Source organism: Paenibacillus guangzhouensis, assembly GCF_009363075.1.
In the GTDB taxonomy this organism is placed as follows: domain Bacteria; phylum Bacillota; class Bacilli; order Paenibacillales; family Paenibacillaceae; genus Paenibacillus_K; species Paenibacillus_K guangzhouensis.
Genome location: NZ_CP045293.1, coordinates 1,334,708 through 1,350,061, shown reverse-complemented (window position 1 = coordinate 1,350,061; position 15,354 = coordinate 1,334,708). Strand labels below are relative to the sequence as shown.

17 protein-coding genes and 1 riboswitch are annotated in these 15,354 nt (G+C 45.3%); of the genes, 4 read left to right on the top strand and 13 right to left on the bottom strand.

Going from position 1 to position 15,354, the window contains the following annotated elements:
* Nucleotides 1-31 precede the first annotated feature (31 nt).
* The 5 genes from GCU39_RS06015 to GCU39_RS05990 all read right to left on the bottom strand — a co-directional run bounded on the left by GCU39_RS06015 (nt 32) and on the right by GCU39_RS05990 (nt 3,366).
* A complete protein-coding gene (locus tag GCU39_RS06015) occupies nt 32-436 on the bottom strand; it encodes a hypothetical protein (protein ID WP_152392681.1) in 405 nt (134 codons plus the stop codon).
* Nucleotides 437-480: 44 nt separating this feature from the next.
* Entirely contained in the window at nt 481-1,014 is a 534-nt protein-coding gene (locus GCU39_RS06010) for a GNAT family N-acetyltransferase (protein WP_152392680.1), read from the bottom strand.
* 111 nt (nt 1,015-1,125) lie between these two features.
* The gene (locus GCU39_RS06005; protein WP_152392679.1) at nt 1,126-1,689 is read right to left on the bottom strand and encodes an HAD-IIIA family hydrolase; all 564 of its coding nucleotides are present in this window, start codon (nt 1,687-1,689) and stop codon (nt 1,126-1,128) included.
* A gap of 224 nt (nt 1,690-1,913) precedes the next feature.
* On the bottom strand, nt 1,914-2,216 hold the full coding sequence (locus tag GCU39_RS06000) for a hypothetical protein (RefSeq protein ID WP_227793456.1): 303 nt from the start codon (nt 2,214-2,216) through the stop codon (nt 1,914-1,916).
* Nucleotides 2,217-2,577: 361 nt separating this feature from the next.
* Nucleotides 2,578-3,366 (bottom strand): helix-turn-helix transcriptional regulator, encoded by a 789-nt coding sequence (locus GCU39_RS05990; protein ID WP_152392678.1) that lies wholly within the window; start codon nt 3,364-3,366, stop codon nt 2,578-2,580.
* 202 nt (nt 3,367-3,568) lie between these two features.
* Here GCU39_RS05990 and GCU39_RS05985 point away from each other — a divergent pair, with 202 nt between their 5' ends.
* A complete protein-coding gene (locus GCU39_RS05985) occupies nt 3,569-4,990 on the top strand; it encodes a sulfatase family protein (protein ID WP_152392677.1) in 1,422 nt (473 codons plus the stop codon).
* 35 nt (nt 4,991-5,025) lie between these two features.
* Here GCU39_RS05985 and GCU39_RS05980 read toward each other — a convergent pair whose 3' ends face one another.
* The 4 genes from GCU39_RS05980 to GCU39_RS05965 all read right to left on the bottom strand — a co-directional run bounded on the left by GCU39_RS05980 (nt 5,026) and on the right by GCU39_RS05965 (nt 11,330).
* Nucleotides 5,026-5,409 carry a DUF6508 domain-containing protein gene (locus tag GCU39_RS05980; RefSeq protein ID WP_227793455.1) on the bottom strand — a complete coding sequence of 128 codons (384 nt, stop codon included), beginning with the start codon at nt 5,407-5,409 and terminating at the stop codon, nt 5,026-5,028.
* A 327-nt stretch (nt 5,410-5,736) separates the two neighbouring features.
* Nucleotides 5,737-7,566 carry an ABC transporter ATP-binding protein gene (locus GCU39_RS05975; RefSeq protein WP_152392675.1) on the bottom strand — a complete coding sequence of 610 codons (1,830 nt, stop codon included), beginning with the start codon at nt 7,564-7,566 and terminating at the stop codon, nt 5,737-5,739.
* 21 nt (nt 7,567-7,587) lie between these two features.
* Nucleotides 7,588-9,333 (bottom strand): ABC transporter ATP-binding protein, encoded by a 1,746-nt coding sequence (locus GCU39_RS05970; protein ID WP_227793454.1) that lies wholly within the window; start codon nt 9,331-9,333, stop codon nt 7,588-7,590.
* Nucleotides 9,334-9,593: 260 nt separating this feature from the next.
* Nucleotides 9,594-11,330: an RNA polymerase sigma factor gene (locus GCU39_RS05965; RefSeq protein ID WP_152392674.1), complete on the bottom strand. Its 1,737-nt coding sequence runs from the start codon at nt 11,328-11,330 to the stop codon at nt 9,594-9,596.
* A 132-nt stretch (nt 11,331-11,462) separates the two neighbouring features.
* Nucleotides 11,463-11,572, top strand: a riboswitch (guanidine-I (ykkC/yxkD leader).
* 85 nt (nt 11,573-11,657) lie between these two features.
* On the opposite strand from GCU39_RS05965, the gene GCU39_RS05960 reads away from it, so the two are divergent.
* Nucleotides 11,658-11,999 (top strand): DMT family transporter, encoded by a 342-nt coding sequence (locus GCU39_RS05960; protein ID WP_152392673.1) that lies wholly within the window; start codon nt 11,658-11,660, stop codon nt 11,997-11,999.
* Nucleotides 11,999-12,313 (top strand): DMT family transporter, encoded by a 315-nt coding sequence (locus tag GCU39_RS05955; RefSeq protein WP_152392672.1) that lies wholly within the window; start codon nt 11,999-12,001, stop codon nt 12,311-12,313. Before GCU39_RS05960 ends, GCU39_RS05955 begins: the two co-directional genes overlap by 1 nt.
* Before the next feature lie 103 nt (nt 12,314-12,416).
* Here the strand turns inward: GCU39_RS05955 and GCU39_RS31365 are convergent, their stop codons facing one another.
* From GCU39_RS31365 to GCU39_RS05940, 4 genes are all read right to left on the bottom strand, one after another.
* On the bottom strand, nt 12,417-12,575 hold the full coding sequence (locus tag GCU39_RS31365; protein WP_193726783.1) for a hypothetical protein: 159 nt from the start codon (nt 12,573-12,575) through the stop codon (nt 12,417-12,419).
* 175 nt (nt 12,576-12,750) lie between these two features.
* The gene (locus tag GCU39_RS05950; protein WP_152392671.1) at nt 12,751-13,596 is read right to left on the bottom strand and encodes an amidohydrolase family protein; all 846 of its coding nucleotides are present in this window, start codon (nt 13,594-13,596) and stop codon (nt 12,751-12,753) included.
* Nucleotides 13,593-14,027, bottom strand: a complete 435-nt coding sequence (locus GCU39_RS05945) for an RbsD/FucU family protein (RefSeq protein ID WP_152392670.1) — start codon at nt 14,025-14,027, stop codon at nt 13,593-13,595. Before GCU39_RS05945 ends, GCU39_RS05950 begins: the two co-directional genes overlap by 4 nt.
* A gap of 105 nt (nt 14,028-14,132) precedes the next feature.
* Nucleotides 14,133-14,381, bottom strand: a complete 249-nt coding sequence (locus GCU39_RS05940) for a DUF2164 domain-containing protein (protein ID WP_152392669.1) — start codon at nt 14,379-14,381, stop codon at nt 14,133-14,135.
* A gap of 240 nt (nt 14,382-14,621) precedes the next feature.
* Between GCU39_RS05940 and bluB the strand changes: the two genes are divergently transcribed.
* Nucleotides 14,622-15,281 (top strand): 5,6-dimethylbenzimidazole synthase, encoded by a 660-nt coding sequence (gene bluB / locus GCU39_RS05935; RefSeq protein WP_152392668.1) that lies wholly within the window; start codon nt 14,622-14,624, stop codon nt 15,279-15,281.
* Nucleotides 15,282-15,354 lie beyond the last annotated feature (73 nt).

Sequence of the window (15,354 nt, the reverse complement as noted above, 5' to 3'; positions counted from 1 at the left end):
CACACCTGTAACGCTTCAAATTTATTATCTATCAATCAGTTTTTATATATGGGTTTTCTAGTAATCCAAGTATTTTAATTATCTTTGCTTCTGCAACTTTTTTCGGACCTTCCATAAAGTACCCTGTCATTCCTACATCTAATGTTTTCCTATGTCGAGCTCGAGATATGGGTAACAGCACCCACATTCTTGCCGTCCCTTCTAATTGCACTTGTTTAGTTTCATCTAATATAAGATTTCCGAATTCATCTTCAAACTCTGGGTGTATTACTCTTAAATCTATTGAATTCTTCGAAAAATCCGATTCTATCGCAAAATCACTTCTATAACCTTGATATGGAAGATTTCTTCTTCCTCCCTCTTCATGATTGTAAAAACGATACTGAACCAGAAAATCTGGCGGATGTTTTCTTATCGTTTCATAAGGAACCCACATTATTTATTCACTCCTTTCTTTTGATTCTGATGCCTTCTTCGATCTCACTGCACTTGCTTTGCCATTAATATATCTGGTTTACCAATTCCGTTTGCATCTGGGATAATTCCAATAATAACGAACCCCAATTTCATATAAAAATTAACTGGATGATCTTTACTATAGAAGTTCTTGATAAATGAAGGAAGGTCACTGTATAAGTTTTGGTTAGATAGATTCGTTTGATTGTGTTCATCGTCCGAACCGAGCAGTATAGTTACTCCACCACGTTGTTCAACTTGTTTCTCAAGATCTTCAACAAGCATTTTCCCAAAACCATTTCTTCTATAAGCTTTTTTAATTACTAGAGGATGTAGTTCCCAAACATTCCCATTATACTGGCTTTGACCACCAATCCATCCAATGACAACACCTTCATCATTAATTAATACACGACTTATTTTATTATCTTCTAATGATTCAATAACTTCATTAATTGCCAATTCAAATGTGGACCAAGCTTCAAAACTTTCCTGTAATAGAGTAGCTGTTTGATTAATTTTATCTTTGTCATCTTTCAATAGATCAATAATTTTCATATGTACTATTCACCTTTATGTTTTAATTAAATTGCATTACTTTCATATAACGTTGTTGTATCTACGAACCTGAGAATCTTGAGGCGCGCATGCGCCGGTGTAGATACGTTGTTATAGGATGACCCTGTCCTCTTCAAAACCTCTCGTTAAATTCATTATATAATCTGTTGCATCTTCGAAATCTTTTGCAATGTAATCTGGTTCTGTTATTGACCATTTATATCTGTACTTATTTAAAGCATCATTTCCTGCCCCAGTGAGAACCAATATCTTACTACATCCAACATGATATGCTGCTAACATATCGGACCATCTATCCCCGATTACTATACATTTAGTTAATTCTATCTGATTCTCCACAGCCGCCTTGAGTAACATTCCTGACTTTGGTTTTCGACACTCACACCCCTCCGTGTGTTGATGTGGGCATATATAAATTCCATCAAAACCAAAAGCCTTCATTTCTTGCTCAAATTCTTCTCTTGAAACTTCCCCTCGGGAGATTCCCGGTTGATTCGTAAACCCATATAATCGTGTTTTCAATGTTTTAAGGCGTTCTATTGATGTTTTCGTGCATGAAAACAACTCAAAATCTCCCGGATAGAGCGCTTCATCTGAACCACCAATAGTTCCATCCCGATCAATAAAAATAGCATCAATTCTATATGCTTCCATACTTAACCTCCGTGTGATGCTTTTTATTGTTATTATGTATGTATTATAGAGATTTCCGATAACGATCTTGTATTCGTGACGACTATTCCCCTAGATAGCTATTATCTTGTATCTGCCTACAAGCCTTCATTTAAAATTCTTGTTGCAGATTAAGGGCCTCATGGCCCGCAGCACGAATATGGTGTAAGGTAATGTCCCTGTCCTTTGAAATACTTTAATGAATATTATTGAATTCCTGCTATTCCATAGGTATCATTTATCGCTCTCTCATAGTTCTCCCACTTAAAATAAAAAGGTCCTATATTAATATTTTGATTGCTAGGCTCCACCTTAAAGTCTTGCCATATAATAATATCGTCTTCCCTCTCAATATAAACCGAAATGAATCCACACTCTTCATCCCCGCACCATGGGCAAACTAGTATGGGATATCGATAATACAAATCGTCGTGTTGTTTCTTTAATAGAAAATAATCAATCGTGTTTATCTGATGTTCTTGACTTCCCCACCCTAGTGATGGAACCATATCATGCTTTCTGAGCATTTGATATAGCGATATGAAAACCTTGAATTACTTAGAGATTAGGCCTTCAAGCCGATATGATGAGTTTGATCCGGACCAAGATGGGAATAAAAACACCAAATTTGCTGATTTAATTATTGATGGTAGATCGCTCCTTTACATTATTTACAGGGATTTCACCTAACGACTTATTCACGAATTTCACAAATAATCCCATATATAGAGTATTCGTGAAACTTCAACGCTATCCTGCCAACCAGATAAATCCAACAAACCTCTCAAATTCAATCGGCGGATATTCCTAAAAATGGACTCTAAATGCATAGCTGTAATCCAACAAGACCGATATATACCCTCTTCTCTCTCATTGACTTACAAGCCCTTTCCGATTCGCGATATAAGCCGAAGGCGATTCTTTCATCACTTTCTTGAAAACCCGATTGAAATGCGACGTATCATAGAATCCTAGGTAATCCGATATTTCCGTTACGTTCATGTTCGATTCGAGCAGCAAGCTGCTCGCTTCTTGCACACGCAGCTGATGCATGTATTCAATAGGTGTGAGGCCAATCGCTTTTTTGAACATGGCGATCGTATAATTCGGTGAACGTCCGATCAGAGCCGCCAAATCGTTAATGTGAATCGATTCATGGTAGCGCTGCTGCAATGCCTGTTGAACTTGGCGCGCCAAATAGAACTTGATCGGCGATACAGCTGGACTAACCGGCTCCCGTTTCGCGATGCCAAGCAGCTCGATCAGAATGCCGAGACAGATCGGTTCATGATAAGGCCTCGCTTCCCATCGATCTTGGAACAGTCGCTCGAACCGTTTCAGCACATAATCGTAATGGCTTATTTTCATGCGTAGAAAATGGGAGTGCAGCAATTGCTCCCCCTCCGAATCGCCATCATGTTCGAGATTGAACAACACCGTGTATTTGCGATGCGTTGCTTCGGTGTTGCTCCCCGACCTTACCGTTCCTCTCGGAATGAATAAGAACTCGCCTGCCTCTGCCCGATGCGTCACGCCATCAATCGAATAGTTCACCGTTCCGTCCACCATCAGTACGATAACATGGTATGGAATCGGTTCTTGAACCGTATGCCAATCTGGAATACGATCATCATAATGTACTGCTAATATTTTGAACATTCCTATGCCCGCTCCATCCCTTAAAGTTAACTACAGCATAGCAATCCTACTGTCTGTACGCAATGAATAACACTTTATTTTAGGAGAAGATGCATTCAAAAATGCAGTAGTTTCGTACATCTCATCAGCATTACGTACATCGTACTTCGCCATGGACTTCCCTATAATAAAAGAAAACAGTACATGGGAGGTAAGCGGACGGATGAACCAGCCAACAAGACCGAATATTCTATTCATCATGAGTGATGATCATGCAGCACATGCGATGAGCTGTTACAGCGGTCGCATTAATCATACGCCGAATATTGATCGTATTGCGGAGGAAGGTATCCGATTTGACAACTGCTTTTGCACGAATTCGATCTGTGCACCTAGTCGGGCGACAATACTGACTGGGAAATATAATCATCTCAATGGCGTTCGAACATTGTATGAGGGTTTCGACGGCAGACAGGATCACGTCGCCAAAATGCTCCAAGCCGGCGGGTATGAGACGGGGATGATCGGCAAGTGGCATCTTGGTCAAGGGGGCATTTATGATCCCACAGGGTTCGATTATTGGAACGTGTTGATTGGCAACTGGGGGCAAGGTGAATACCACCAGCCGACCTTCTCCGAGATGGGACAAGATCGCGTATACGACGGATATGTAACGGATGTGATCACCGATTTATCGATCGATTGGTTGAATCGACGGGATCCAGATAAACCTTTCTTCCTCATGTGTCATCATAAAGCGCCTCACCGTCCATGGGAACCAAGCGCTAAATATGCAAAGCTGTACGAAGATGTCACGATTCCGGAGCCAGAGACTTTCCATGACGATTATTCGACGCGGGCAACAGCAGCCGCAGAGGCTACGATGCGGGTGGATCGTGATCTCACGCTCATTGATCTGAAGGAAGAGACACCGGAACATTTGACACCGGAACAAGCGAAGAGTTGGAAGTACCAGCGATACATTAAAGACTACTTGCGCTGCGTCGCATCCATCGATGAGAATGTGGGCCGGTTACTCGACTACTTAGACGACACGGGTACTGCGGATAATACAATCGTAATTTACACGTCAGATCAAGGCTTCTTCCTCGGCGATCATGGCTGGTATGACAAGCGATTCATGTACGAAGAGTCACTTCGCATGCCGTTCATTGTTCGTTATCAGCAAGGCATCAAGCCCGGACTGGTTACAGAGACGATGTCCCTGAATGTGGACTTTGCGCCGACCTTCCTCGATTATGCAGGATTACCGATCCCTGACGATATGCAAGGCCATAGCTTACGGCCTGTTTTGAGCGGTGAACAACCCGCAGACTGGCGGACATCGATGTACTACCGTTATTGGATGCACCGTGTTGATCATAACGTATACTCGCATTACGGTTTGCGAACCTATCGCTACAAATTGATTTATTATTATGCGGACGGACTAGGCGTTCCAGGCACCCTGGACGAGTCCAACCAACCGGAATGGGAACTGTTCGACTTAGCGAACGATCCAGCTGAGATGAATAACGTATATGGGAATCCAGCATACGCCGAGATTGTGAAATCTTTGAAAGATGAACTCCATCGGCTTCAAGCCGAGGTCCAAGATGATCGATATGTCCTTGATGTAGATTAATCAACAATAAGAACCCTTAGTCGGCATGAACCGGACTAAGGGTTTGTTGTTTCTTCTCGAGCTATTTCTTCTAATCGTAATAGAATCTTCGCAACATGGCCCTTCAACACCACATGCTTAAAAAGTCCTTCGGTGAACCGATCCCCGCGAACATAGCAGGTCATCAGCTTTCTCAGCGTCTCCACATCGGCATACTGCAGATTCTCATCGATATCGTGATCGAGATTACGATAAACCTCGTTCTCCTCTAACCAAGCTCTCCAGTTGAACACAAGCAAGAACCCGGTATCCGCGAGCACTCGACGGAACTCGCACAATGCTTCGCTCTCGATTGGATACCCACCAGCATCATGGTTACAGCGAAGATTGGGTTCACGAAAATAGTCGATATAGCGGATCAATCTGTTTATTTCAGTCATGGTGATTTCCGAGTTGTATGCCATGGTTACCTCGTTTCTTTCGATTTGGAGTGGTTACGTTGAATGAACCATTCACGAATAAATGCGCCCCAGCAGGCTGATATCCCTATGACCCCAACAAGGTTAATGATTCTTACGAACATATAGGGGGTCCCGATAATCATTGCACTACTAAGTAGAATGAAGACTGGCAATGAGTAGATCCCGAGGAGTAAAGTCTTTTTTTCGGGGAGAATATGGACCACATCCTTCTAGTACATGATCATGAATTCAAAAAATGGACCCGAATCAACAAACTCTCATTCCTATTACATATTCTACCACACACTAACATGATTCCAAAGCTCGATACCATTCCGCCTGTACTCGGAACATCCCCGCATACTCCCCATTCATCGCCACTAACGCTTCATGTGTGCCTTCTTCTACGATTCTTCCCTGTCGGAGCACAACGATCCGATCCGCATGTCGTGCCCAGCCAAGACGATGAGAGACGAGCAATACGGTTTTGCCTTGTGCCATCTCACGAAAATGATGATAGAGATCCATCTCAAGCTGCGGATCGAGCGCAGCAGTTGGCTCATCAAGAACTAATAGCGGGGTATCTCGAACTGCGGCTCTTGCTACCGCAAGCCGTTGCCACTGACCGCCGCTGAGCTCACGTCCGCCGGATGCGAGCATACCGACTTGTGCATCGAGTCCGCCTAGCAAGTCGACTAATTCTGCCGCACCACTCTTTTGCAGAGCGCGACGAAGTCCTTCCTCATTGGCAGCCTCCGACATGCCAGCAGCAACATTATCTCTAACTGACGTCTCGTACCGGACAAAATCCTGGAAGACAGCGGACATCGACCTTCGAAGCAACTTGGAGTCCATCTCCCGATAATCCTTTCCATCCCATAACATTTTCCCGTTCGTTGGTTGATAAAGTCCTAATAGAAGTCGAACGAAGGTGGACTTGCCCGCACCATTCTCTCCGACCAGCGCCACTGTCTCTCCCGGATGCAAAGTAAAATGAATGTCATTTAACACTGGTTGATCCCCATTTGGGTATTGATAAGTCACATGATCCATGCAGATGAGAGCATTGTCACTAGGTCCTACATAACTAGCATCATTCTCTTCCACAAAATACTTCGTATTTGACGGGTCATCCCGCAGAAATTCCACCAGATCACTGATTTTAGCTCCCTGATGGATGATCTTACTAACCGGAAATGCCATTCGCGCCGATAAGCTGTACGCTTGCCGTAGGGCCAAGAATACAATAAGGAAGCTCCCTGCTGTAAAAGCTCCTGAACGCATCTGCAGCACCATCCACATTAAGACGCCGATGAGTCCTACAATTTGTACAGTTGAAACGAAAATACCATGGTGGATCTCTCGGCGGCGAGCGTCCATCCGGGTTGCTAAGGACTCGCGCATCTTGCCCTTCCATTTGCCGATCAAATAATCCAGCGAATCGAATATCCGCATCTCTTTCACCGTCTCCGGACGCGTCAGCATGTCATGTAAATAATCCGATTGTCTTCCAGCGAATGTGAGATCACGGTTCACGCGCCGCACGACAATATCGGACTCCAGCCGGACTGCGAAAGACACCGCAAAGATCAACACCATACCCACCCCAATGATCGGATCAGCCAGCCATAACACAAACATCAGCCCGATGATTTCGAAGATCATACGCACAAGCAGAATAAACTGCTGAAGTACGCCGAACAAATCCGCTCCCGCAACCCCCTTGGCACGTTGAAGCCGATTGTAGTACGCCGGCTGCTCTAACTGTTCTAATGATACGCGGGAGGACCGCTCATACACCTCTGTTTGAATATGCATCGTTGCTCGATCTTGAAATTTAGCATCCAACAAGGCTTGGATCGCCGTGAGCGTGACACGCAACACCGATATCCCTGTAAAAATAGCCAGCAGCGGCCATGTCTGCTCCCATACCTTCAACCACGTCCGTTCCCCCACTCCGCTATGTACGAAAACATCAATCAATGACCGATGTGCAGCATAGCTAGGGATGATCAGTAATCCGAGCAAGAGTGGTATTCCGAGCCATCCCGAAGCTAACATCGGCATTACCCGCCATATACGGTATAATAATCGAATCATACTGCCCCCAACATTCGATCGATTTTGATTCATCATCACCGTTCCCCCTCATCTCCATTAGGCATACCAGGATGCTTGCACATCGAACATCCGGCGATACGGACCATTCTCCTTCATCAGATCTTCGTGCGATCCCCTTTCAACGATACGTCCACCCTGCATGACCAAGATCATATCTGCCATTCTTGCTGCGCCAAGACGATGTGTGATGAACAACGCGGAACGACCATATGTCAAACGCATAAACTGTTCGAATACGGCTTTCTCCGCTTGCGGGTCTAAGGCTGCAGTAGGCTCATCGAATACGATAAATGAAGCATTCGGAAGGAATGCACGTGCGGTAGCGATTTTCTGCCACTCGCCGCCCGAGGGATCTATTCCGCCAAAAGGAACACCAAGCTGCATATCGAGATCGGTGTATTTACTCCCCGCGATTTGCAAGGTATCGAGCAGGCTTCTATCCAGTGTCATACGTTCTACCTGCCCAAGTCCGACATTCTCTCGTAGTGTAATATGAAGCCGCGTAAAATCTTGAAGCACAGCAGACATCTTAACGCTCCCCTGCCCAACATCATTCTTCCCGCTGGTATCCGACCATCGGATCTCCCCGGCATCCGGAGAATATAGGCCAAGGAGTATTTTAACCAAAGTGGATTTGCCTGAACCGTTCTCACCAACAACAGCAACACGACACCCCGAAGGAATGGTTAAGTCGATGCCATGAAGGGAATCGGCATCCCGACCAGGATAACGGAACCTAAGTCCCTGAACGTCCAATTGGAGGTTAGCCTCACGGTAACACTCTGCCTCACGAATCGATCGTACACCTTGTTCTTCCTCAAGCTCTAGGTATGTCCGAAAATCCTTCCATTTCATGGCATGCCGATGCATAGCTGTCACTTGTTGGATTAATCCTGGCAATTGGGACAATACCGTTGTCAATGCGAGATACAGGAGTGTAACATCCCCCGCGGTCAACAGCCCTGCATCAGGTTGTAATATTGTAACCGCTAGAACCATACCAGCTATCACGGCCATCAACAACTCAGGACCTAACTTACGCATTTCGGATGCTCGAACACCACCTGTCGTCTCCTTTGATTGCTGCTGATATAACGTACGCCATCTTTTGCTGAACAGAGAATGAAGCCCGAATAATCGTACTTCCTTCGCACTCGAACGTTCCGTCATCAGATCTGCATAGTAGCTAATCAATCTGCGGCGAGGGGCTTGCTCACGTTGTACTTGCTCGAGATTCGCTGCCGACCTCGCAGAAACGTAGGATAGTAAGATTGCAGAAGCAATTACCGCAACAACGGATATCCATTGCCCGAAATGAAGCATGAGGAACATCAGGACGACTATTTGTAACGATACCTGAACAATCTGTAGACCGGTATAATATGTCTCATAAATTGAGGTTTGAATGGCACGTTCGCGCAAATCTTTCACCTTCGCAGATTCAATCGACAGAAGTGGTAGCCTGCCCGTCTTCTCCAGAACTAATCGTCGTTCTTCCAGCGTACCGATCTCATTCAGACGCGTCATGGCGAGCGGGACAGGAACACCAAGCACGATATTCTGAATCAACATAAGAACACCGAGCCATACAACCGACGTGAAAAGTGAATGAATTGCGTCTGTGGACGACCATGACCCTAGTTGGTCGACAAAGGATTGTACCAGCAGGAGCTCGAATGGCATCATGAGACCGATCAAGATCATCATGACCGCTAAGACAATCACAGGACGCCGCTCCATTCGGATTAAGATTTGGCCAGCATGACGAAAACTATCAACCATTCCATGAATCACCTGCCATTTCGTATGTTTTTGCAGCCGCATAGAATAAAATATAGGAAATTTCGCTAAAAGTATAGACTTATAATAAATCCCAGTTTATACTAATATTATCGGGAGCCGGGATAGGTAGTCTCTATTTGATCCCACCCAGAAACGTAAATGTGACGCCACGAGGTGTCTTTTTTTATGCCATCATTCCTACCCCAAAAAAGCTTAATCCATTGTTGGACTAAGCTTTTTTCATGTGAATTTCTAATTATTTATTGCAATGCCTTATACATTTGCTCTAATGTGGCCACAGCTTCATGCTCAAGCGCTTCTACGGATTGCAGAATCTGGATCGAACGCGTTGCACGGGCAGGATCATTCGGCTCCCCACCCATCGGGAATGGGAACATCTGGTGCATCTCCTGCAAGTGCTCCGAAATCTGCGAATAAATTCCCGCCGCTGCCAGGCTCCACTCTCTCATGTTCACGTCTAACGGCGTATCACCTATCCATGAATCCGCGAGTTCGTTCAGGAATGCTGCGGCATGCCTGCGCGCATCCCAGAGCACAACGGTATTATAGGCATTGCCATTCGGCTCGATCTTACCGCCACGGAAGGCGTCGATCCACACCGAATATGCCTTCAGACCATGAATCGCATTCATACATTGTACTTCACGACCATGATAGTGATCTAGGATCATCTCTAGTGCACCCCGCAGCGCCGAACGTTCATCGAATGCTTGCTGTTCTTCGATCGCGAGTACGAACAAATCCTCTAGAATGCCTCGACCTAAATGTTCATAGGGAACGGTATCGTCTTTACCGCATTCATGAACCGTGAGAAGGCGCTGTTCATCATCATAACCGTAGATCAACCCGAATTCAGGTATGAACGTATCCCAAGTTAAGACAGGCAGACCACGGTCAATCGACCGATGGATTAGCTCCAACGCTTCAGGCAGCGCTTGATGAATTTCTCTCTTTTCTTTCGCAGCTGTCGTCAATAGTGCCGGATCTGCCAAGTTAGTGTTAGGACCCATCGCTGGTTTGATCCCAACTACGGCTCGCGCATCGTATCCTAGATTTTTCAACCCTTTGGTGAGAATGCAATCGAAGAAGAAGCATGTCGGCCCTGCAATATGAATATCTTCCGGAATAATGTTGATTCGAAAAGCATGTCCCGAATAACCCATCACGGCTGGAAGCGATACCTTGCGTCCCGTAAATGAAATCATCTGATTCATCACTGTCGCCGCGGATGTCCAGCTGTACTCCGTTTTTGCTTGGGAAGGGTTTAAGATAACTTTTTTCATTTGGTTCATATCCTTTCTCGATTTCACATAGTCATCAACAACGACACGAACTCTCTCTTGAATGACTTTCTTCCTAGAGCGGGATAGAATCTGATACACATTGGCATGTGACAAGTTGAACAGACGCGCGATCTCCTGTGGTGACAGCTGATCGAAGAAATGCGATTCGAAGACGATCCGTTCCTTTTGCTTCAGACATCGGAGCATTCCGCTGATCATCTCGAGGAGCTCCTGTCGAACTAGCCGCTCTTCAGGGTTCGTTCGATGATCCTCTTCGGCTGGTGTTGCTCTCGATAATCGATGGAGAATGTATTCAATGTCATGCCAGTTCTCTTCTCCGTCGCGATCATCTCCAAGTCGGACCATCCCGCTGGCAACGCGTTCTCTTGTAACCGATGTGCTTCGCAGCTTCGTATAGGCTTGATTACGCACGATACGATGCAGCCAAGGGAGGAATCGTGCAGTATCCACGAGAGATCCAAGATTAAGAAAGGCACGGACCAGGGCTTCTTGCACGATATCTTCGGCGAGAAACGCTTCTTGGGTAATGGACTGTGCGTAGCCATATACCTTCGCTCGATGCCGACGCACCAGCTCACCGAACGCTTCCTGCTGACCATTTCTTGATTCTCGAATGAGCACTTCATCCTCCAGCTCATCCCATTTTACGAACAGTTCATTCAATTTAGGCACCTCGCAAGTCGTTGATCTATGGTATAGACGCAGGATCGAATGAATTTCTGACAAAAATGCTTCACTTTTTTTATCCAAATTTTCTATTGAGCTTCTCTACAAACTGTATTATACTAACAAGTAATTTCATGAGCAAAAGTTTCCTAGGGTTCCGTTATTGCATGCATTGCAATAAGACTGGTCCGAGAGGAAACGAACGGCACGAGTTGCCGTTGACACGGAGGGACAAAAGCCCGGGAGTATCGATCTATCGATGACTCTCGGGCTTTTTCGGTTTGTTTCTGTCATTTTGCTTCATAATAATACCTAAAGATAGGAGTGGTTCGAATGAATCATTGGCTAAAAGTCGTCTGCGGCGCCGTATTCGAAGTCATGTGGGTCATCGGGCTCAAACACGCGGCAACGCCTCTAGCTTGGATTGGTACCATCATTGCCATCTATATCAGCTTTCATGTCATCATCGTCGCTTCTCGTAGTCTCCCTGTAGGTACCGTCTATGCGGTTTTCGTCGGGTTAGGGACTGCCGGAACCGTCGCTTCCGAAATGATCTTCTTCGGCGAACCATTTAATCTTGCCAAGGTACTGCTCGTCATCTTATTGCTGCTCGGTGTCGTCGGATTGAAGCTTGTAACCGGTAAACATGAGACACCCGAAGGGAGTGAAAGCTAATGGCATGGATCTTACTCATCTTGGCTGGTCTGTGTGAGACACTTGGCGTTGTGATGATTAACATCGTGAACCGCGATAAGAATTGGAAATCCGTGCTGTACCTTATCCTTGCCTTCGGGGCTAGCTTCGCCTTCTTAACCATTGCCATGCGGTCGATTCCGATGGGTACCGCCTACGCGATCTGGACAGGGATCGGTGCATCGGGCGGGGCGTTGATCGGGATGTTCCTGTTCCACGAGTCCAAAGATTGGAGACGTATTGTCTGTATTCTCATCATCCTTGGTTCCGTCGTCGGACTGAAGGCCATCTCATAAGAAGAGGGAACAAGATCCCCGGATCCTGTTCCCTTACTATCTATTCCTGATATATCGCTTGCAATTGTTTTCCTTCCATTGCTGTAACGCTTAACTCTTTTTGCTACTCGACGAGTGACTGCGTGAACTCCCCTGCAACCTTGGCCATCGCTGTTGTAGTAGCCGGTTTCGATTCAACAATAGAGAGTCCTGCTCCTGCCGATAAGGCAAAAGATAATATCACTAATGTACAAATCCGAATCGTTGTTGATCTCATCATCATGGTCATTCTCCTCACTTGTTCACTTGATATACATTGATTATGAACAGGAAATGTGATGGGAATATTTTTCAGTGTCAACGGGTTGTTAGGGAATGATGAAGTAATGGTAAAGACATGAGTAAAAACCCGCCGAAAGCATTCGAGCGGGCTAATTGTTGATGTATCATAGATCAATCTATAAGTTCAACCGATAAAAAGCAGCCGCATTGCGTCCAAATAACTTCTCACGATCTTCAGACGTTAATTGTGAATCAATAGCCTGCTCCAGTACACCTACGACTTCATCATAGCTTGCAGCAAGCAGACATACAGGCCAGTCACTTCCGAACATGATACGGTCATATCCAAATAACTCGATTGCATGTTGGATATAAGGTGTGATCTGTTCCGTGCTCCAATGCTGATGATCTGCTTCTGTCACCATTCCCGACAACTTGCAATAAACCCCTGGATTCGCAGCAATCTCTGCCATCTGTGAGCGCCATGGCTCGAATGATTGCGCTGCAATCTGTGGTTTAGCGATATGGTCAATCACCGCATGCAAATGAGGAACGCGCTTGAGCAGCTCCACGACCGAATGCAACTGATTCGACGTGCATAAGAGATCAACAGGTACGCCTGAATCTGCAAGGTCAGTTATCGCCTGCAGCATGCTGGATTCCAGCACTTCATCGCTATCCTTCATCTCTTGAATCATGATCCGAATCCCTACGAACTTGGGATGGGCACGAAATCGTTCTAATTGCTGTATATAATCTGGTGCATGCAGATCGAGCCAACCAACAACCCCAAGTATACTCGAATGTTCGCTTGCTAATCCTAGCATATAGTCTGTCTCCGCAATACTCTGTGCCGCTTGAACGACAATCGAACCGTTCATCTCATGCTTCGCAAGGTGCGCTTCAAGATCAACCGGCAAATAATCACGGTACAACGTCGTATTCGCTGGCGTTAACCAACCATAATCGTCACGTTCGATCGACCAATAATGTTGATGCGCGTCAATTCGAATAGATGTCATGAGGATGCAATGACCCCTTTCTTCAAGATGATATTCGCATAGAGTGCTCGCTCGCCTGTTGCCACGACGGCATAGCTTTTCTTTGCTTCTTCATAGAATGCAAATCGTTCGATCATCTCGAATGATACCTCTTTCCCTTCGTGATGCTGAACAATGGTACGATATTCCTCCCAGATCGGCGTCTCCACATTGTCGCCTGGCACGAGATCCATGAGTCCAACAGGATGTTCCACATAGGCATCTAGTGGCATAAGCTGGAGAATCGCATCTAACAATTCAGGTATGCCATGTCCATCGGCACGTACAAGACGCGTCGCATGACTAGCGGATGGGAAATTCCCGTCTGCGAGCACAATCGTATCCCCATGCCCCATTTCCATTAATATTTTCAGTAATTCCGGCGAAATAATTGATGAAATCCCTTTCAACATAACGGTCACCCTTTTTCCTTAATTTCGTAATGTTTCTATTATAGCGTACAGTTTGTTGCGAGGTATGATGTTTTTTGTTCGATATATGTCTATTTTTGAAGTATCCTAACGGATTGGCTGCTCAAGCGCATAGAATTCGTCTTCCATCTGCGACATCTTCTGCATCAGCAGCTTTCTGCAATCTTCAACACCTCTGTTATAAAGATAGGGAGCCAGTTCCTTGATCATGAAATCAACGATCGATTCTGCAGCAATATTACCTATGGTCTCTGAACGCTCCTCCTCAAAAAACATCTGGACCTTACTTATGATCATCTCTTTTTGTTCTCTAGGCATTTTCATTGGGATAGACATTATCTTCTCTCCTTAAAATTTATTTAATATCGTTAAATAACGACGAAATTCATTGATACGACAATATTATGCGCAATTCGACAACTTTCATTTAACCACATGAATTATATATAGAATTTCATTAGTATTTATTTAATAACGCTAAATAAATGTCGCTTCAACAACTTGCAATTTGTGATCCTATCAATCATACGATAAAATTAAGAGAGCATCCAACAATCCAATAATGGAGGTTGAACCATGGAACACTTAACTGAAGAAGAGAAGCAAGGCGTCTACAAAGCCATCTTCAAACGAAGGGATATCCGATCATTTCTACCCGATCCCCTCCCTTCCGCAGCCCTTGAACGCATTCTAGAGAGTGCACATCATGCCCCTTCCGTTGGCTTCATGCAACCTTGGAATTTTATTATGATCGAGCAGCAGAAGACAAAGGATGAACTCGCTTATATCGTTGATAAAGAGAGACGAGCGCTTGCCATCCATTATGAAGATACAGACCGGGACCTCAAATTTCTTGCCCTCAAAATAGCAGGTATTCAAGAAGCACCGCTGACGATATGCGTGACCTGTGATCCATCCCGTGCGGGTGACCATGTTCTGGGACGTAATTCCATCCCCGAGACTGACATGATGTCTGTAAGCTGTGCGATTCAGAATATGTGGCTTGCCGCGTACGCGGAAGGAATCGCGATGGGCTGGGTTAGCTTCTATAAGAAGTCGGACGTCCGCCGCATACTAGGCATTCCGCCCCATATCGACCCTGTAGCATTGTTATCTTTGGGATACACAGAATCGTATCCGGATCGACCGCTGCTCGAGATTCACGATTGGGAGCGTCGACGCGCGATGAACGATTTGATCTATCAAGATCAATGGGGAACGCCAAGATCAGTTTAACACTAGAACAAACTCCACATAGCGATCGATGAGCCACATTGCAGATAAGAGCTTCCAGCTCCGTTGTCATGTG